Below are 17,937 nucleotides of genomic sequence, written 5' to 3'. Positions count from 1 at the left end.
CGCCCACTCAACACTGCTGAGACTTTGCGCCGCTCTGCGCGAGACAAAGCGGGACAAAGTGCAACCGGGTGCGGACGAAGCCAGAGTGAGATCGCGGGAGAGCCCGGAACCAGCGGCTCCGGGCCGGCGGGCGGGACCCGAGCACGGCCGGGCCCCGCCCAGCAGCGGCACGGCCGAGACCAGGGCCCTAGCCAGCCGCTGGCCCGCCAGCCTGGCCCGGTGCCCTTCGGACTAGTGCGCCGCCGCGTTCCAGTTCGCGCCGCGACCCACCTGGACCTCAAGCGGCACCGACAGCTCGGCGGCGCCCGCCATCTCCTCGCGCACGATCGTCTCGAGCACGTCCCACTCGCCGGCGGCGACCTCAAACATCAGTTCGTCATGGATCTGGAGCAGCATCCGAGAAGAGAGCTCCGCCTCGCGCATCCGGCGCTCCACTCCGATCATCGCGACCTTGATGATGTCCGCGGCGGAGCCCTGGATGGGCGCGTTCAGCGCCGCGCGCTCGGCGTTCTCACGCAGGATGCGGTTCGGGCTCGCGAGATCGGGGAACGGCCGACGACGGCCGAAGATGGTCTCGGTGAAGGTGTCACGCTTCGCCTGATCCACCACCGAGCGGAGGTAGTCGCGGACGCCACCGAATCGCTCGAAGTAGTCAGTCATCAGCTGCTTTGCCTCGGCCGCGGATATCCCGAGCTGCTTGGACAAGCCAAAGGCGGAGAGCCCGTACGCGAGCCCGTAGGACATCGCCTTCACCTTCGATCGCATCTCGTTGCTCACTTCCTCGGGCGGCACCCCGAAGATACGCGCGCCAACGAAGCGGTGCAGATCTTCCCCGGCATTGAACGCTTCGATGAGCCCGGCATCCCCGGAGAGGTGGGCCATGATGCGCATCTCGATCTGAGAGTAGTCCGCGGTCATCAGCGTCTCGAAGTCACCCGAGTGGATGAAGCCCTCGCGGATGCGACGCCCCTCTTCCGAGCGCACCGGGATGTTCTGCAGGTTCGGGTCGGTGGAGGCCAAGCGTCCGGTACTCGCACCGGTCTGCACAAGCGTCGTGTGGATACGGCCGTCGGGCTGCACCGCCTTGATGAGCGTCTCCACCATCTGCCGCAGCTTGTTCGCGTCGCGGTGCGAGAGGAGCGCTCCCAGGAACGGGTGCGGGTTCTTCTGCTGCAGATCAGCAAGCGCCGCGGCATCTGTGGTGTAGCCGCTCTTCGTCTTGCGGGTCTTCGGCATATCGAGCTCTTCAAACAGCACGACCTGCAGCTGCTTCGGCGACGAAAGATTGACCTCGTGCCCGATGGCGGCGAAGGCCTCCTGCTCCAGCCCGGCAACCCGCTCCGTCAGCTCGGCGTGGTGCGCTTCAAAGAGCGGCAGGTCGATCTCAACGCCACGCTCTTCGAGGTCCGTGAGCACCGAAACGAGCGGCAGCTCAATTCCTGCGTAGATCTCGCCGGTGCGATCAGGGAATCGCTCGAGGACTGCAGCGTGCGCGCGAACCACGTACCATGCGAGCGCCGCCGGGTCCGCCACGCTTCCCTCGTCGGGGACGAGCTGATTGGGATCCCCCTCTGGCACCTGCTCGCCGAGAAAACGGAACACCGCCTCAGCGATGCTCTTCTCAGCGGTTGCGGGCCGGAGCAGCCACGCGGCAATGAGCAAATCACCAGCAATTCCGCCAATTCGCACGCCGGCCTCGTCGGCGAGCCGCAGTTGATGCTTCGCATCGAAGAACACCTTGGGCGCGTCGCTCCCCAGCCACTCCTCGAACTGCGCGTAGTCACGCCCACCAGGCTGCCAGTGGAACAGTACCGAAGACTCGGCAGTGGCGAGACCGACCGTGATGCTCGCCTCGCTCGATTGAATCACGACCGCGGGAGTATCGGCCTTCGCCAACCAGTCTCCAAGCTCCTCGTCGATGAGAAGCTTCGCGGTAGGCCGCTCGGGGGCGAGCGGTGTCGCCGACGCGGTCGACCCCCCGGTGGGCACCTCCGCGCCAGCCAACTTCCCGACGCGCTGCAGGAGCGTGCGGAACTCGAGCTTCGCGAACACGTCGCCAACGGCGGCCATGTCCACCTCACCGCGCTTCAGCTCGTCGAGGGTGACATCAAGCTCCACGTCGCGAACGAGCCGATTGAGGCGACGATTGCGCTCGGCGAGGTGCGCGTGCTCGCGCAGGCTCTCCCCCACTTTGCCGCCTACCTCGTCCTGGCGGCGCAGAATCTCCTCGAGCGAGCCAAACTGGTTGATCCACTTGACGGCCGTCTTCTCGCCCACCCGGGGGATACCGGGCAGGTTGTCACTCGTCTCACCGACGAGTGCCGCGATCTCCGGGTACTGCTCGGGGCGCACGCCGTAACGCTCCATGACCTTCTCGGCGTCGTAGCGGGTGAGCTCGCTCACGCCCTGCTTCGACGGATACAGCAGCGTAATCCGGTCGTCAACCAGCTGGATCGTGTCGCGGTCGCCGCTCACCACGAGGACGCGATAACCGGCGTCCGCGCCGCGTGTCGCGAGAGTAGCGAGGATGTCGTCGGCCTCGAAGTTCTCCTTCTCTAGCGTGGCGATCCCCATCGCGTGGAGGGCCTCTTGCAGCAGCGGGATCTGCCCCTTGAATTCCGGCGGCGTCTCACCGCGCGTTCCCTTGTACTCGGGGTACTCCTCCGTGCGGAACGAATGCCGCGAAATATCGAAGGCCACCGCGAGCGAATCGGGATTCTCATTGCTCAACAGGTTGATCAGCATGGCAATGAAGCCATGGATCGCGTTCGTGTGCTGACCGGTCTGCGTCTGGAAACTATCGACAGGCAGCGCGTAGAACGCGCGGAAGGCCAACGAGTGGCCGTCGATGATCATAAGGGTAGGCTGAGGCGTATTCGACACATGCCCAGCCTACAAGTCACCACCGACATCCACACCGTGGAATTGTGCGCGGGCGAGGCGCTCCAGCAGCGCCGCCCACACAGAAAGGCCCGTTCGACCCGATGACCGCGAAGGAAGCTGCGTCCACTCTGCCGAGCGATGTCCACCCGGACGACGCCCTCGCCTACATCCGCGAGCGCGGCGTTGGAGCGCTCGCAGATCGGATGGGGATCGAGTTCACCGAGTTCACCCGCGAACGCGCGGTGGCAACTATGCCCGTCGAGGGCAACACTCAGCCGATCATGCTGATGCACGGCGGCGCATACGTCGTGCTCGGCGAAACGCTGGGTTCCATGCACGCGAACCTGGTCGCGCCCGAGGGCACCGTCGCGGTCGGCGTCGACATCAACGCGACGCACACGGGCTCCGCCCGCACGGGACTCGTCACGGGCACCTGCGTACCGATCAAGCTCGGGCGGTCGATCACGGTGCACGAGATCACCATCGAAAACGAGGATGGGCAGCGCTGCTCCACCGTGCGCATCACGAATTTCTACAAGCAGGTCTCGAAGTAGCAGCGACCGCAGGCCCAGAAATACACCAGCGCCCCGGATCCCAATCGGATCCGGGGCGCTCGTCGTTCGGGCGGGAAGTGGACTAGTCCTTCTTCGGCCCGAGCTGGTCGATAATCGTCTTCGCGACGTCCTGCATGGTGAGGCGTCGATCCATCGATGCCTTCTGGATCCAGCGGAACGCCTCCGGCTCGCTGAGCCCCATCTTGTCGTTGAGGATCCCCTTCGCGCGGTCGACGAGCTTCCGCGTCTCGAAGCGCTCAGCGAGGTCGGCAACCTCGTTCTCGAGCGTGACGATCTGCTGGAAGCGGGAGAGGGCGATCTCGATCGCGGGCAGCAGGTCAGCGGGAGTAAAGGGCTTCACCACGTAGGCGAGCGCGCCAGCCTCGCTCGCGCGCTCCACCAGCTCACGCTGGCTGAACGCCGTCAGCAGCACGACCGGCGCGAGGTGCGTCTTGTTGATGCGCTCTGCCGCGGAGATGCCGTCGAGCTGGGGCATCTTCACGTCCATGACCACGAGGTCAGGGCGGAGCTCCTCAACCAGCTTCACAGCGGTCTCGCCATCGCCGGCCTCGCCGACCACATCAAATCCGTTGTCGCGCAGCGTCTCAACGATGTCGAGACGAATCAGGGACTCATCCTCAGCGACGACAACGCGACGCGGAGTGTTCGGGGCAGTGCTCTGGTCATTCACGGTTCCAGCTTACGACATTCGCCGCCCGGATTCCCTGAAACCGGAGGGAGTCGCACGGCGGGTCGCGGGTCCAGGGGCGTGCTGGCGCGCAGAGCGACACGTCACTGCGCTAGGGTAGTTCTGTTGTTCCACCGCTCCCTCGGGTGCGGCGAGTTCCATCCAGCCGGATTGGCGGAATTGGCAGACGCGGCGCACTCAAAATGCGTTGTCGAAAGACGTGCGGGTTCGAGTCCCGCATCCGGCACCCTGCACTTCACGCACCCTGCTCACTGGCGGGTGCGCGGCGCTCCCATCACTCTGCGGACGAGCCCGGCGCCGGCGCGGCCGGCACGCTGTCCGGGACGCGAGGGGCAGGTTTCGGCGTGGCCACGATGTACCAGGTGGCGATGGGACCGAGCAGCAGGCTCAAGAGAAACCAGTTCCATCGGGATCGGTCCTTCTGCTCCGCGAGCCCGGCATTGATGAGGGCTAGCGTGATCCAGAACAGCCCCATGGGGACGACGTCTTTCATAGGAGCACCCTAGCGCGCACCGCGTCCCGCTACTCGGAGTCGCGCCCCTCGCGCTTCCGCTTCGCGTTGCGCCACAGGGTCACGCCGACCACGACCCCGGCGCCAACGAACACGGCCCAGGAGATCACAGCTCCGAGAATCATCACGCCCCAACCGTAGCAGTGCCCGACCCAGCCAGGCCCGCTTCCCCACCAACCCCGCTATTGCAGCGAGTCTGATCCGGATTAGCGAGCGAACGCGCACCGAACCCACACTAAGTGGCTTGGGGGTCGGGATCGGAACCGGGATCCGGGGGCACCGGCCGCGCTAGCGCGCCTCGTCCGTGCTGTCGCCGCTCCCCGGGGCGCCCCCGATGAAGCCAACGATCGCGCCAAGCGCGAGACCGACCCCGATCCCCATTCCGACCCAGCCCATCGCGATGCCGGCGACGAGCCCGAGCCCACCGCCGACGACCAAGCCGCCCGTCATCCAGGCGATCGAGGCGGCACGGGAGGGTGATCGGTTCTCGCTCATACTTCGAGGGTACGCCGGTGTGACGCTGAGACCGAATCCCCGGCGGGCGAGCGGCCCGTACACCCCCAACATGCCCGGGCACACATGTGCGTGTGACTACGCTGAAGGCAGCGAACGGCACCCGCCCTGCGCTCTGCGCGGAACTCCGAGAGGTGTTCTCCGATCCGATTGGTGGCCGCCTCATGACGACCCCGTCCACACTCCTCGCTCAACCGCTCAGCGCGCTCGGTCCGCTTCGGCCAACACGCTCCTCGCAGGCTGACTTTCCGCCGATCGCTCGCGCGTACATCGAGATCTCCCGCACTGCGAAGGAGCAGGGCCTACTCAGGCGCACTCCGGTCTTTTACGCCTCGGTTGGCGCCGCGCTCCTGGTGGCCCTCGCCGGCGCAATCGCGGGCTCGATCCAGCTCGGGCCCAGCTGGTTCCAGCTCCTCATCGCCGCCGCGCTCGGTATCATCTTCACGCAGATCGCCTTCCTCGCGCACGAGGCAGCGCACCGCCAGATCCTGTCCACCGGCCCGGCGAACGACCGGCTCGCCCGCGTGCTCGCCGGCGTGATCGGCATGAGCTACTCCTGGTGGGACTCGAAGCACTCGCGCCACCACGCGAACCCGAACCGCGTCGGCAAGGATCCCGACATCGAGGTCGACACGATCTCGTTCCTCGAGGAGGACGCGGTCGAGGCACGCGGGCTGCGCCGCGCGATCACGCGCAGGCAGGGGTGGCTCTTCTTTCCGCTACTCACGCTTGAGGGGCTCAACCTCCACCTGCACAGCTTCCGGCACCTGTTCGCGCGCGGCCCGCTGCCCGGCCGGTGGATCGAGCTGAGCATCATCGCCGCGCGCTTCGTCGCGCTCCTCGTTCCGGTGTTCGCGCTGCTGCCGTTCGGCATGGCCTGCGCGTTCCTCGGCGTGCAGTTCGCGGTCTTCGGCGTGTACATGGGCGCCTCGTTCGCGCCGAATCACAAGGGCATGCCGGTGATCGCCAGCTCCGCAAGGCTCGACTTCTTCTCGAAGCAGGTGCGCACGTCGCGCAACATCCGCGGCGGCTGGTGGGCGACGTCGCTCATGGGCGGGCTCAACTATCAGGTCGAGCACCACCTGTTCCCCAGCATGGCCCGCCCGCACCTCGCACGGGCCAGCAAGATCGTGCGCGAGTTCTGCGCGGAGCATCGGGTTCCGTACACGGAGACCTCGCTGCTGCGCTCGTACGCGATCGTGATCGAGTACCTGAACCGTGTCGGCCTGAGCGCGCGCGACCCGTTCGAGTGCCCGGTCTCAGCCCAGTACGGCCGGGCACGTTAGCCGCACCCGCGCAGCTACCCGCCTGCCGGCGCCGCGGTGTTCGCCGCCTCGAGCGCGGTCAGCGCCGCGCCGGCGAAGCGGTGCTCGGGGCGGCCCACTTCGGCGACCCACACGTCGCCGGCGAACAGGTACCACTGCGTGGTGCGCTGGATCGGGCTGTCCACGCTCAGGCCGTAGCTCGTCGCCTCCCCCTCCCTGCCCTTGGTGAAGTCTGACGCGTCGAGCGCGGCGCGCAGCTCCTGCTGTACGCCGGGTTCGAGCACCGCGACAAACAGGTGCGTCAGCGAGTCGCTCCCCGGCACGCCCCACGAGCAGGCGCGCAGCTCGGTCGCCGCGTCGAGCGCCGCGTTCGCCGCGGGCCCCAGCGCCCCCTCTCGCACCACGCGGGCGAGCTGCGCGGTGGTGTCTGCGTCGAGCTCGACGTAGCGCGGTTCGCCGAGCTCGGTGGCCTGCTGCGCGGTGATGAGCGCGCCGCACGCCGGGATCGTCACCGGGGCGGCGAGCGGCGCCTTCGTCGGCTCGGGCGTCGGCTCGGGCGACTCGGTCTCCTCGACAGGCGAACTCGGAGTCGACGTCGCGGAGGCCGACGGCGCGGGCTCCTCCCCCGGCTCGGGCGCGCACGCTGCGAGCCCGAAGGCGCAGCCGAGCGCGAGCGCGAGCCCCGCGGAACGGATGCCCCAGCGGGCCGGACGAGGTCGGGCGGTCGCCTGCGGTGCGCTCATAGCTCCATCATAACCATGAGCGCAACGCCGCAGCCGCGGCCCCGGAGCCGCGGCCCCGGCGCTACGCCTCGCCCTGGCCGAGCGTGTGCTTGCGCGGCCCGGCCTCGGGCAGCTTGCCCGTCGTCTCGCCCATCCGGTGGATGCGCAGCGTGTTGGTGGTGCCGACGATCCCGGGAGGAGATCCCGCGATGATGACGACCTTGTCGCCCACCTCGGCACGCGAGCGCTCAAGCAGCAGCTCGTCGGCCTGCGTGAACATGGCGTCGGTGCTGTCGACGCGCGGCACCTCGTAGCTGCGGGCGCCCCACGTGAGCTCCATGCGGCGGCGCGTGCCGGCGTCGGGCGTGAACCCGATGATCGGGATCGGCTTGCGCAGGCGCGACATGCGCCGCACCGTGTCGCCGGACTCCGTGAACACGCAGATGTAGCGCGCGCCGATGAACTCGGCGACCTCTGACGCTGCGAGCGTGAGCGCGCCGCCCTGGCTGCGCGGCTCGACGCCGAGCGGCTCGATCCGGTCGAGCGCGTGATCCTCGGTGGCCTCGATGATGCGGGCCATTGTGGCGACCGCCTCGACGGGGTACGCGCCGACGCTCGTCTCGCCGGACAGCATCACCGCGTCGGCGCCGTCGAGCACCGCGTTCGCGCAGTCCGACGCTTCGGCGCGGGTGGGGCGGGGGTTCTCGATCATCGATTCGAGCACCTGCGTCGCCACGATGACGGGCTTCGCGTTGCGGCGTGCCAGCGCGATCGCCTCGGTCTGCACGAGGGGCACCTGCTCGAGCGGCAGCTCGACGCCCAGGTCGCCACGGGCGACCATGATGCCGTCGAACGCCTCGACGATCTCCTCGAGGTGCTCGACCGCCTGCGGCTTCTCGATCTTCGCGATCACGGGGAGGCGCACGCCCTCCTCGTCCATGATCTCGTGCACGCGGGTGATGTCCGCCGCGTCGCGCACGAACGAGAGCGCGATGTAGTCGGCGCCGAGCGCGATCGCCCAGCGGAGATCCTGCTCGTCCTTCTCCGACAGCGCTGGCACGTTCACCGCGACGCCTGGGAGGTTGATGCCCTTGTTGTTCGACACCGCGCCGGGGATCTCCACCGTGGTGTACACGGTGTCCTCGGTGACGCGGATCGCGCGGAGTCCCACCTTGCCGTCGTCGACGAGCAGCGGATCGCCCACCTTCACGTCGCCGGGGAGGCCCTTGTGCGTGGTCCCCGAGATCGTGCGGTCGCCGACGATCTCGCGCGTGGTGATCGCGAACTCGTCGCCCACCTCGAGTTCGTACGGCCCACCCTCGAACTTGCCGAGGCGGATCTTCGGGCCCTGCAGGTCGGCGAGCACCGCGATGGGACGTCCCACCTCGATCTCGGCGCGGCGGATGTTGCGGTAGATGCCCTCGTGCACGTTGTACGTGCCGTGCGACATGTTGAGCCGGGCAACGTTGACGCCGGCCCGGATCAGTTCCAACGTGTGGTCGTAGCTAGAGACCGCAGGCCCCCAGGTCGCAACGATCTTGGCGTGGCGCATCAACTCTCCTTGCTTAGCGGGACGACGGTGCGGATTCGACGGGCGTCGCTGCTGCGTCGCCGCGGTCGATCACGTGGAAATACGCTTCGGGATCTGCGGTGTCGCGCAGCACCGAGTCGAGCGGGTTGCTGCGGCCCGGGAGGTACACGGACGACTCGAGGCCGACGTGGCGGCGACGCTGCACGATGATCACGATCAGGCCGACCACGATCGCGAGCAGCGCGGCGAGCACGTTGGTGCGGATCCCGAGGAAGAGCAGACTGGGATCGACGCGCAGCGACTCCGTGAAGGCGCGGCCGATGCCGTACCACACGAGGTACATGCCGAAGAAGGTGCCCCAGCGCGGGCGCCACTTGCGCTCGATCGCGAGCAGCACGATGATGCCGAGGATGTTCCAGAGCGCCTCGTAGAGGAACGTCGGGTGGAAGAGCGTGCCCTCGGGCAGGCCGATCGGGAATGTGGGGTTGGAGGACTCGATCTCAAGGCCCCACGGCAGGGTGGTCGGACCACCGAAGAGCTCGTGGTTGAACCAGTTGCCGAGGCGGCCCACCGCCTGCGCGATGAGGAGACCGGGAACGAGCGCATCGGCGAACGAGGCGAAGCGGATCCCCGTGATGCGCGAGGCGATGAGCACACCGATGCCGCCGCCGAGCAGCGCGCCGAAGATCGCGATGCCGCCGTTCCAGAACGCGAAGATCTCGAGCGGGTTCTTCCCCGCACCGATGTAGTCGCCCCAGTGCGTGACGACGTGGTAGAGGCGCGCGCCGATGATACCGAGCACGAGCGACCACACCAGGAAGTCGAGCGTCGCACCCTTCTCTCCCCCGCGGGCGCTCAGACGGCGAGCCGTCCAGATCCCCGCGATGACGATCCCCGCGATGATGCAGAGCGCGTAGAAGTAGACCCGCAGGGGGCCGATCTGCAGAAACTGCAGGTCAGGGCTCGGGATGCTGAGTGGGAGAATCATTCACTCCTCTTTCGCCCGCGGGCTAGGCCGCCGGAAGCTGCTGATAGTGCTGGTGGTGCTGAGCCGGATCGGCACAGCGGTCGGAATTCATCCTAGCGCGGCGCGGTTCCCGCAGCGATTGCTCGCACGGTTTCGCCGAGCTGCGGCACGCCGCCGTCGCGCAGCGCACGCACGAACGCGGTGCCGACGATCGCGCCGTCCGCGTACTCGAGCGCGCCGGCCACCTGCGCGGCGGTCGAGATCCCGATCCCCACGCAGGCGAGCTCAGCGCCCTGCGCGCGAAGGCGCGCGGTGAGGCCGCGTGCGGCCGCGTCGAGTTCGGCGCGCTCGCCCGTGATCCCCATCGTGGAGACGGTGTAGACGAAGCCGGTGCTCGACTCGGCGACGAGCGTGAGGCGCGCGTCGCTCGAACTGGGCGCGGCGAGGAATACGCGATCGAGGCCGACACGCTCCGAGATCGCGATCCACTCGGCCGCCGCGTCCGGCGTGATGTCCGGGGTGATGAGGCCGGCGCCGCCGGCAGCCGCGAGGTCGGTGGCGAAGCGCTCGACCCCGTACTGCAGCACGGGGTTCCAGTACGTCATCACGAGCACGGGAACGTCGACCGCTTCGCGCACCCGGCGCACCGCCTCGAAGACGTGCGCGACGCGGAACCCGCCGGCGAGCGCGGTCTGGGTGGCCTCCTGGATGACGAGGCCGTCCATCACGGGGTCCGAGTACGGGAGGCCGAGCTCGAGCACGTCGGCGCCTGAGTTCGCCATCTCGATCGCTGCGGCGACGCTCGTGTCGAGGTCGGGGAAGCCGACCGGCAGGTAGCCGATCAGCGCGCCTGCTCGCTCCGCCTTCGCCGCGCGAATCGCGCGCTCGACCTGAGACTCGGTCCCGCTCATCCCTCTGCTCCCGCTGCGCCGTCGAGCAGGCCGAAGTACCGGCCAGCCGTTGCCATGTCCTTGTCGCCGCGACCGGAGAGGCTCACCATCACGATCTGCTCTGGGCCGAGATCCCGCGCGATGCGCAGCGCCCCAGCGAGCGCGTGCGCCGACTCGATCGCCGGGATGATGCCCTCGGTCTGGCTGAGCAGGCGGAGTGCCTGCATCGCCTCGTCGTCGGTCGCGGGAATGTAGCTCACGCGGCCGATGTCGGACAGCCAGGCGTGTTCCGGTCCGACCCCCGGGTAGTCGAGGCCGGCCGAGATGGAGTGCGACTCGATAGTCTGCCCGTCCGTGTCCTGCAGCACGTAGGTCTTCGCGCCGTGCAGGATCCCCGGGCGGCCGCGCTCGATCGACGCGGCGTGACGCTCGGTGTCCACGCCGTCGCCTGCGGCCTCGACGCCGTAGATCGCAACGTCGGCGTCATCGAGGTACGCGTCGAACATGCCGATCGCGTTCGAGCCGCCGCCCACGCAGGCGACGACCGCGTCGGGCAGGCGCCCCTCGCGCTCCAGGAGCTGGGCGCGCGCCTCCTCCGAGATGATCTTCTGGAAGTCGCGCACCATCGCGGGGAACGGGTGCGGGCCCGCGGCCGTTCCGAAGATGTAGTTCGTGCGATCCACCGTTGCCACCCAGTCGCGGTACGCCTCGTTGATCGCGTCCTTCAGCGTGCGGGATCCGGTCGTGACCGGGATCACCTCGGCGCCGAGCAGCCGCATGCGTGCCACGTTGAGCGCCTGCCGCTCCGTGTCGACCTCGCCCATGTAGACCGTGCACTCCAGGCCGAAGAGCGCGGCGGCGGTCGCGGTCGCGACGCCGTGCTGGCCAGCGCCGGTCTCCGCGATCACGCGCTGCTTGCCGAGGCGCTTCGTGAGCAGCGCCTGACCGAGCACGTTGTTGATCTTGTGCGAGCCCGTGTGGTTCAGGTCCTCGCGCTTCAGAAAGATCCGCGCGCCCCCGGCGTGCGCGGCGAACCGCGGCACCTCGGTGATCGGCGAGGGCCGACCGGCGTAGCTCTGGAGCAGCTCGACAAGCTCGGCGCGGAAGGCCGGATCAGCCTGCGCGTCGACGTACGCCTCCGTCAGCTCGTCGATCGCCGCGATGAGCGACTCGGGCATGAAGCGTCCGCCGAACTTGCCGAAGAACGGGCCGTGCTGCTCGCGCAGGCTCGTCACGGAGTCCGGCTCGGCCCCGGCTGGCGTCGTCGCGGCTGCGGGGTGATCTGTCATGGTTTTCCTCGGTGTCAGACGCTGAGGTAGGACTGCAGCGTCGCGACGGGATCGTTGGTCACAAGCGCCTCGCCGACGAGCACGACGTCGGCGCCGGCCTCGCGGTAGTGCGCAACGTCGGCGACGTTGAGCACGGCGGACTCGGCAACGCGAATCACGCCGGCGGGGATCTGATCGGCCACGCGGCCGAAGAGCTCGCGGTCGAGTTCGAAGGTCCGCAGGTCACGCGCGTTCACGCCGATCAGCTGGGCGCCGAGGTCAACCGCGCGCGCCACCTCGTCGGCCGAGTGCGCCTCAACGAGCGGGGTCATCCCCAGCTCGCGGATCATCGCGTGCAGCGAGACGAGGCGGTCCTGCGGCAGCGCAGCGACGATGAGCAGCACGAGGTCGGCGCCGGCGGCGCGCGCCTCAAGCACCTGGTACTCGTCGCCGATGAAGTCTTTGCGGAGCACCGGGATGCTCACGGCCTTGCGCACGGCCTCGAGGTCGGCGAGCGAGCCCTTGAACTTGCGCTCCTCGGTCAGCACGCTCACGGCGCTCGCGCCGCCCGACTCGTACTGGGCGGCGAGCGTCTGCGGCTCGGCGATCTCCGCGAGGTCCCCGCGCGATGGGCTCGCGCGCTTCACCTCCGCGATCACCTTGATGTGGTCGGCCGGCGCGAGCGCGGCGAGCGCGTCGAGCGCGGGGGCACGACTAAGAGCTTCGGCCTCCACCTGTGCGGAAGACCGAAGCTCTCTGCGCGCCCGCGCGTCCTCGAGGGACCCCGCGAGCAGTTGGTCGAGCACGCTAGTCGTGCGTCTTGGGGGCGAACTTCGGGCCGTTGACGCCGTAGCCAGCCTTCGACATGACCCAACCGAGGATCGCGCCGAGGAGGACAACGCCCGCGCACACCCACACCATGGTCGACATGTGCAGGAAGAAGAAGACGGTGCCGGCTGCGATGCCAAGCAGCATCACCACGACCGCCGTCCATGCGGCGGGCGAATCACCGTGACCGGGGTCTCCGTGCTGGGTACTCATGAATCTCCTCTGAACGGGTGTGAACAGTTTAAGCCTAGCGGATATCCGCGGTGGGGTCGTCGCCGTCGCTCAGCGCGTCCCAGTCCGAAATGCGATCAGGGGCGCCGCCCTGGCGCTTTGTCGCCGGTCCGGAGTCATATTTCCGCCCACCGGTGACCCAGCGCCCGCCCGTGATCGCGACGAGCAGCCCGAGCAGCACGGCGAGGATGCCGGCCGCGAGGCTCACCCACGCCCACACCGAGACCTGGCTCCACACCACCATGGTGGTGCTGGCGCCGCCGGCGATGCCGGTGATCTCGGTGATACGACCGGAGATCGCGGCGAGCGGCGCCTGCGTGACGCCGACCGTGAGCGCCGCGAGCCCTGCGCCGAGCAGCGCGACGAGCACCCCGAGCACGCGGCGGAACACGGGGCCGGCGATCGTGAGCGCGAGCGCCGCGGCCACGATCGCGATCGCGACCGGCGAGAGCGCGGGGTTCAGCGCGTGGCCCGTGACCTTCTCGATGTCGTGCGTGCCGTCGAGCATGAACGACACCCAGGTCTGGGCGCCGGCGAGGAGGCCGGCGCCACCCACGATCGCGATCCCGCTCAGTGACAGCAGCTTCGGGCTCATCGTGCGGACTCCTTCAGTTCGTGCAGCGTGTTGGCGATCGCGATCGCGCGCAGGGGCGCCGCGGCCTTGCTGCGGCACTCGGCGTCTTCGGACTCGGGCACCGAGTCCGCGACGATCCCGGCGCCGGCCTGCACCATCGCGATGCCGTCCTTGATCGTTGCGGTGCGGATCGCGATCGCGAGGTCCGCCGCGCCGCCGAGGCCGAAGTAGCCGACCACGCCGCCGTACACGCCGCGCTGCACGGGTTCCAGCGCGTCGATAATCTCGAGCGCGCGCGGCTTCGGCGCGCCGGAGAGCGTGCCTGCTGGGAACGTCGCCTGGAACACGTCGATGGGGCTCTGCCCCTCGCGCACCTTGCCCTCCACCGTCGAGACGATGTGCATGATGTGGCTGAAGCGCTCAATGCGCATGAACTCGGTCACCTCGACCGAGGCCGGCTCACAGGCGCGCAGCAGATCGTTCCGCGCGAGGTCGACGAGCATGAGGTGCTCGGCGCGCTCCTTCTCGTCGGCGAGGAGATCGCGCTCGTGCTGCTGATCCTCCTCGACGGAGGCGCCGCGCGGCCGCGATCCCGCGATCGGGTGGGTCATCACGTGACCGCTCTCCTGCACGGTGACGAGCGCCTCGGGGCTCGAGCCCACGACGGCGAACGGCGTACCCTCAGTGTCCTCGAGCTGCAGCAGGTAGAGGTACGGGCTCGGGTTCAGGTGGCGGAGCACGCGGTACACATCGAGCGGATCCGCGGTGCACTCCTGATCGAAGCGCTGCGACGGCACCACCTGGAAGATGTCGCCGTCCACGATGTGGCGCTGTGCGACCTCAACGGCGCGGAGGAACTCGGGCGTGCTCGTCAGACGGCGCGGGGCCGGCTGCGCGTCGCGATCGAAGGTGCCGAGCGGCGATCCGACGGGGCGCGCGAGCGCCGCCTGCAGCGCGTCGAGGCGCGCCTGCGCGTCGGCCCACTGGGCGTCGGCATCAGCTGCTGGGGATCCTGGCGCTGCGGATTCTGGCTCAAGCGCTCCGTCGTTCAGCACGTTGGCGAGGAGCACGACGCTCCCCTCGCGGTGATCGATCACCACGAGCTCGGAGACGAAGCTCAGCCCCTGCGTCGGTAGCCCGGGACCCTCGCTCGGGCCGTGCTCGAGCTTCTCAAACTGGCGGACGGTCTCCCAGCCGAGGTAGCCGACGAAGCCGCTCGCGAGCGGTGGGAGGCCGGGCACTTGAGGGGCGCGCCAGCGCTCGTACGTCGCGCGGAGCGCTTCGACCGGGGCGAGCCCGGCGACGCCGCCAGGGAGCAGCCGCTCCTGCGTGACGGATCCGCCCGGTGCTGGCGCCCAGTGCGCTTTGCCGTCGCGCTCGCCGAGCACGCCGAAGCTGCCGGCACCGACGAAGCTGAACCGGGTCCACACCCCGCCCTGCTCGGCGGATTCGAGGAGGAACGTGCCGGGCCGCGAGTCAGCCACCTTGCGGTAGATGCTCACCGGGGTGTCGGCGTCCGCGAACACCTCCCGGCAGACGGGGATCACGGCGTGGGTGGATCGCGCGGCGTCGAACGCTGCGCGCGTGGTCGTCAGGGTCACCCGCCCAGCCTATCGCGCGGCGCTGTACGCCCGCGCCCGGGCGCACCAGCACCCGCCCCCACCAGCCCCCGCGCCACCAAGCCCCCGCGCCCACCAGCCCCGGGCCACCAGCCCGGGCACTAAGTTGAACTCTGCACCACAATCCGGGGGCCGTTCTGCCCATACCCCTCACTTAGTGAGAGTGTGCACCGGTCAGCGACCCCACCGCTCCCCGCCAGCACCGGAACCACACAGAGGTCGCACCCCGGGGACACAGGAACCGCGCCCGCCGCAGCTTTGGTGCGAGTGTGATCCGGAATCTGGGAAGGTATCCGGTCCAAACCCCAACTAAATGAGAGTGTGCACCGCAAGCCGACCCGCACCGCAAGCCGACCCGCACCGCAAGCCGACCCGCACCGCAAGCCGACCCGCACCGCAAGCCGACCCGCACCGCAAGCCGCACCGCACCCCGCCCCGCCAGCTACTCCCCCGCAGCCGCCTCACCGACGAGCGCCGGGATCTCGCGGCCCGTGAAGCAGCTGCGGGTCCCCGTGTGGCAGGCCGCGCCGATCTGCTCGACGCGCACCAGCAGGGTGTCGCCGTCGCAGTCGAGCGCGACGCTCCGCACGTACTGGCGGTGCCCGGACGTGTCGCCCTTCCGCCAGTACTCCTGGCGCGACCGCGACCAGAACGTCACCCGGCCCGTCGTGAGCGTGCGGCGCAGCGCCTCGTGGTCCATCCACGCGAGCATGAGCACCTCGCCGGAGGCGTCGTCCTGGATGATGGCGGGCAGGAGCCCGTCGGCCCCGAACGTCACGCTGTCGGGCACTGCATCGGTGGGGGTCACTCGCCGCTCCTCGCACGTGCGCCGGCGCCGGGCAGACGCACCGTGTGGCCGGCCTCGGCCAGCGCGCCCTTCACCTCGCCGATCGTGAACTTGTTGTAGTGGAACACCGACGCGGCGAGCACCGCGTCCGCTCCAGCCTCCACCGCCGGCGCGAAGTGCGCAAGCTCCCCGGCCCCGCCGGACGCGATCACGGGCACATCCGCGATCTCGCGCACCAGTCGCGTGAGCTCCAGGTCGAAACCGTCCTGCGTGCCGTCGGCGTCCATGGAGTTGACGAGCAGCTCGCCTGCGCCTCGCTCCACCGCCTCGCGGCACCACGCCAGCGCGTCGAGATCGGTCTCGCGCTTGCCGCCGTGCGTGGTCACCACGAACCCGGACGGGGTGCGATCGCTGCGCCGCACGTCGAGCGAGAGCACGAGCACCTGCGCGCCGAAGCGGTCGGCGATCTCGCCGATCACCTCGGGCCGCGCGATCGCCCCGCTGTTGATGCCCACCTTGTCCGCGCCGACGCCAAGCAGCCGCGCGACATCCTCGGCGCTGCGCACGCCGCCGCCCACCGTCAGCGGGATGAACACCTGCTCGGCGGTGCGCTGCACCACGTCGTAGGTGGTGGAGCGGTCGTCGACGGTCGCCGTGACGTCGAGGAAGGTCAGCTCGTCGGCCCCCTGCTCGGCGTACTTCGCGGCGAGCTCGACGGGGTCCCCAGCGTCGCGGAGATTCAGAAAGTTCACGCCCTTCACGACGCGGCCGGCGGCGACGTCGAGGCACGGGATCACGCGCGTTGCAACAGTCATCAGCAGCCCTCTCGTTAGAGGCGCGCGGCGTGGATCGGCGTGACCAGGATCGCGCGCGCGCCGAGGTCGTAGAGCTCGTCCATGATCGTGTTCGCCTCGTCGGCGCGCACCATGACGCGCACGGCCACCCACGCCTCGTCCTTCAGCGGCGACACCGTCGGCGACTCCATGCCACCGGCCACCTGCGAGGCGGCCTCGAGCTGCGCGGCCGGCAGGTCGTAGTCCATGAGCACGTACTTGCGCGCGACGAGCACGCCGCGCAGGCGGCGCAGCAGCCGCTCGATGCCTGGGTGCTCGTTCGGCCCACCGATGAGCACGGCGGTCGACTCGAGAATCACGGGGCCGAAGATCTCGAGCCCGGCGGCGCGAAGCGTCGCACCGGTCGACACGACGTCGGCGACCGCGTCGGCAACGCCGAGCTGCACCGCCGATTCGACGGCGCCGTCGAGCTTCACGAGCACCGACTCGACGCCGCGCGCGCGCAGGAAGTCGTCGACGAGCTTCGGGTAGCTGGTGGCGATCCGCTTGCCAGCGAGGTGCGAGAGTTCTGCGAAACCGCCACCAGCCGGGGCCGCGAAGCGGAACGTCGAGTCGGCGAACTCGAGCGTCTCCACCTCGGTGGCCGTCGAGCCCGAGTCGAGCAGCAGGTCGCGCCCGGTGATGCCGACGTCGAGCGCCCCGGATCCCACATAGGTGGCGATGTCGCGCGGGCGGAGGTAGAAGAACTCGACGTCGTTGCGGGTGTCCGCGTGGACGAGCTTGCGGCTGTCACGACGCCCGGAGTAGCCGGCCTCGGCGAGCATTTCGGCGGCGATCTCGGAGAGCGATCCCTTGTTCGGGACGGCGATGCGAAGCATGGTGGAGGGGTTCCTTCCGTGGTGGCAGCCGAATCTGCAGCGTGCCGGGTGAGGGTGAGGTCAGCGGCAAGCGTCGGCGCCGGGAAGGGCACCGACGCTAGAGATGCGTGTACACGTCCTCAAGGCTCAGTCCCTTGGCGAGCATGAGCACCTGCAGGTGGTAGAGCAGCTGGCTGATCTCCTCAGCGCACGCCTCGTCGGACTCGTGCTCGGCGGCCATCCAGACCTCGGCGGCCTCCTCAACGATCTTCTTCCCGATCGAGTGGATGCCGGCATCGAGGCGCGCGACCGTGTCGCTCCCCTCAGGCCGGGCCGCGGCCTTCTCGGAGAGCTCAGCGAAGAGCGAGTCGAAGGATTTCACGGTTCTACACTACCGGGTTTCGCGGGCGACGACGGCCACGGGGCCAACAGCA

The 17,937-nt window shown here is 69.2% G+C and carries 19 protein-coding genes and 1 tRNA gene; 3 read left to right on the top strand and 17 right to left on the bottom strand.

The annotated features are described in order from the left end of the window. Positions 1-231 precede the first annotated feature (231 nt). Positions 232-2,856 carry a DNA polymerase I gene (gene polA / locus EGM46_RS01585; RefSeq protein WP_206427462.1) on the bottom strand — a complete coding sequence of 875 codons (2,625 nt, stop codon included), beginning with the start codon at positions 2,854-2,856 and terminating at the stop codon, positions 232-234. 128 nt (positions 2,857-2,984) lie between these two features. On the opposite strand from polA, the gene EGM46_RS01580 reads away from it, so the two are divergent. Beyond that, positions 2,985-3,437: a hotdog fold thioesterase gene (locus EGM46_RS01580; RefSeq protein WP_125098423.1), complete on the top strand. Its 453-nt coding sequence runs from the start codon at positions 2,985-2,987 to the stop codon at positions 3,435-3,437. Between the two features lie 82 nt (positions 3,438-3,519). Here the strand turns inward: EGM46_RS01580 and EGM46_RS01575 are convergent, their stop codons facing one another. Further along, on the bottom strand, positions 3,520-4,128 hold the full coding sequence (locus EGM46_RS01575) for an ANTAR domain-containing response regulator (RefSeq protein WP_125098422.1): 609 nt from the start codon (positions 4,126-4,128) through the stop codon (positions 3,520-3,522). A 162-nt stretch (positions 4,129-4,290) separates the two neighbouring features. On the opposite strand from EGM46_RS01575, the gene EGM46_RS01570 reads away from it, so the two are divergent. Continuing rightward, positions 4,291-4,372: transfer RNA gene (locus tag EGM46_RS01570), tRNA-Leu, on the top strand. Positions 4,373-4,420: 48 nt separating this feature from the next. On the opposite strand, the gene EGM46_RS01565 is transcribed toward EGM46_RS01570, so the two are convergent. Next, positions 4,421-4,639: a hypothetical protein gene (locus tag EGM46_RS01565; protein ID WP_125098421.1), complete on the bottom strand. Its 219-nt coding sequence runs from the start codon at positions 4,637-4,639 to the stop codon at positions 4,421-4,423. A gap of 306 nt (positions 4,640-4,945) precedes the next feature. Continuing rightward, positions 4,946-5,152 (bottom strand): hypothetical protein, encoded by a 207-nt coding sequence (locus tag EGM46_RS01560; protein WP_125098420.1) that lies wholly within the window; start codon positions 5,150-5,152, stop codon positions 4,946-4,948. Between the two features lie 182 nt (positions 5,153-5,334). On the opposite strand from EGM46_RS01560, the gene EGM46_RS01555 reads away from it, so the two are divergent. Continuing rightward, entirely contained in the window at positions 5,335-6,456 is a 1,122-nt protein-coding gene (locus tag EGM46_RS01555) for a fatty acid desaturase family protein (protein ID WP_125098495.1), read from the top strand. A gap of 14 nt (positions 6,457-6,470) precedes the next feature. On the opposite strand, the gene EGM46_RS01550 is transcribed toward EGM46_RS01555, so the two are convergent. From EGM46_RS01550 to EGM46_RS01490, 13 genes are all read right to left on the bottom strand, one after another. Next, positions 6,471-7,178, bottom strand: coding sequence for a hypothetical protein (locus tag EGM46_RS01550; RefSeq protein WP_125098419.1), 708 nt, complete (start codon positions 7,176-7,178; stop codon positions 6,471-6,473). Positions 7,179-7,239: 61 nt separating this feature from the next. Continuing rightward, positions 7,240-8,709, bottom strand: coding sequence for a pyruvate kinase (gene pyk / locus EGM46_RS01545; RefSeq protein ID WP_125098418.1), 1,470 nt, complete (start codon positions 8,707-8,709; stop codon positions 7,240-7,242). Between the two features lie 13 nt (positions 8,710-8,722). Then, positions 8,723-9,676 (bottom strand): prolipoprotein diacylglyceryl transferase, encoded by a 954-nt coding sequence (lgt, locus tag EGM46_RS01540; protein ID WP_125098417.1) that lies wholly within the window; start codon positions 9,674-9,676, stop codon positions 8,723-8,725. 92 nt (positions 9,677-9,768) lie between these two features. Next, positions 9,769-10,566 (bottom strand): tryptophan synthase subunit alpha, encoded by a 798-nt coding sequence (gene trpA, locus EGM46_RS01535; RefSeq protein ID WP_125098416.1) that lies wholly within the window; start codon positions 10,564-10,566, stop codon positions 9,769-9,771. Beyond that, positions 10,563-11,834, bottom strand: coding sequence for a tryptophan synthase subunit beta (gene trpB, locus EGM46_RS01530; RefSeq protein ID WP_125098415.1), 1,272 nt, complete (start codon positions 11,832-11,834; stop codon positions 10,563-10,565). Before trpB ends, trpA begins: the two co-directional genes overlap by 4 nt. Before the next feature lie 14 nt (positions 11,835-11,848). Continuing rightward, the gene (gene trpC / locus EGM46_RS01525) at positions 11,849-12,619 is read right to left on the bottom strand and encodes an indole-3-glycerol phosphate synthase TrpC (RefSeq protein ID WP_125098414.1); all 771 of its coding nucleotides are present in this window, start codon (positions 12,617-12,619) and stop codon (positions 11,849-11,851) included. A 1-nt stretch (position 12,620) separates the two neighbouring features. Next, complete coding sequence (locus tag EGM46_RS01520; RefSeq protein WP_125098413.1) at positions 12,621-12,854, bottom strand: DUF6704 family protein; 234 nt, start codon at positions 12,852-12,854, stop codon at positions 12,621-12,623. 34 nt (positions 12,855-12,888) lie between these two features. Continuing rightward, on the bottom strand, positions 12,889-13,467 hold the full coding sequence (locus EGM46_RS01515) for a Trp biosynthesis-associated membrane protein (RefSeq protein WP_125098412.1): 579 nt from the start codon (positions 13,465-13,467) through the stop codon (positions 12,889-12,891). Next, positions 13,464-15,047, bottom strand: a complete 1,584-nt coding sequence (locus tag EGM46_RS01510) for an anthranilate synthase component I (RefSeq protein WP_125098411.1) — start codon at positions 15,045-15,047, stop codon at positions 13,464-13,466. Before EGM46_RS01510 ends, EGM46_RS01515 begins: the two co-directional genes overlap by 4 nt. 460 nt (positions 15,048-15,507) lie before the next feature. Then, positions 15,508-15,873 (bottom strand): phosphoribosyl-AMP cyclohydrolase, encoded by a 366-nt coding sequence (hisI, locus tag EGM46_RS01505; protein ID WP_125098410.1) that lies wholly within the window; start codon positions 15,871-15,873, stop codon positions 15,508-15,510. Then, positions 15,870-16,667, bottom strand: a complete 798-nt coding sequence (hisF, locus tag EGM46_RS01500) for an imidazole glycerol phosphate synthase subunit HisF (RefSeq protein ID WP_125098409.1) — start codon at positions 16,665-16,667, stop codon at positions 15,870-15,872. The genes hisI and hisF overlap by 4 nt, the downstream gene beginning before the upstream one ends. Before the next feature lie 14 nt (positions 16,668-16,681). Next, the gene (gene hisG / locus EGM46_RS01495; protein WP_125098408.1) at positions 16,682-17,524 is read right to left on the bottom strand and encodes an ATP phosphoribosyltransferase; all 843 of its coding nucleotides are present in this window, start codon (positions 17,522-17,524) and stop codon (positions 16,682-16,684) included. 97 nt (positions 17,525-17,621) lie between these two features. After that, positions 17,622-17,885 (bottom strand): phosphoribosyl-ATP diphosphatase, encoded by a 264-nt coding sequence (locus tag EGM46_RS01490; RefSeq protein WP_125098407.1) that lies wholly within the window; start codon positions 17,883-17,885, stop codon positions 17,622-17,624. Positions 17,886-17,937: the final 52 nt, after the last annotated feature.

The organism is Leucobacter chromiireducens, from assembly GCF_003917135.1.
Classification (GTDB): Bacteria; Actinomycetota; Actinomycetes; order Actinomycetales; family Microbacteriaceae; genus Leucobacter; species Leucobacter chromiireducens_A.
This window is presented reverse-complemented; position numbering and strand designations above follow the sequence as displayed.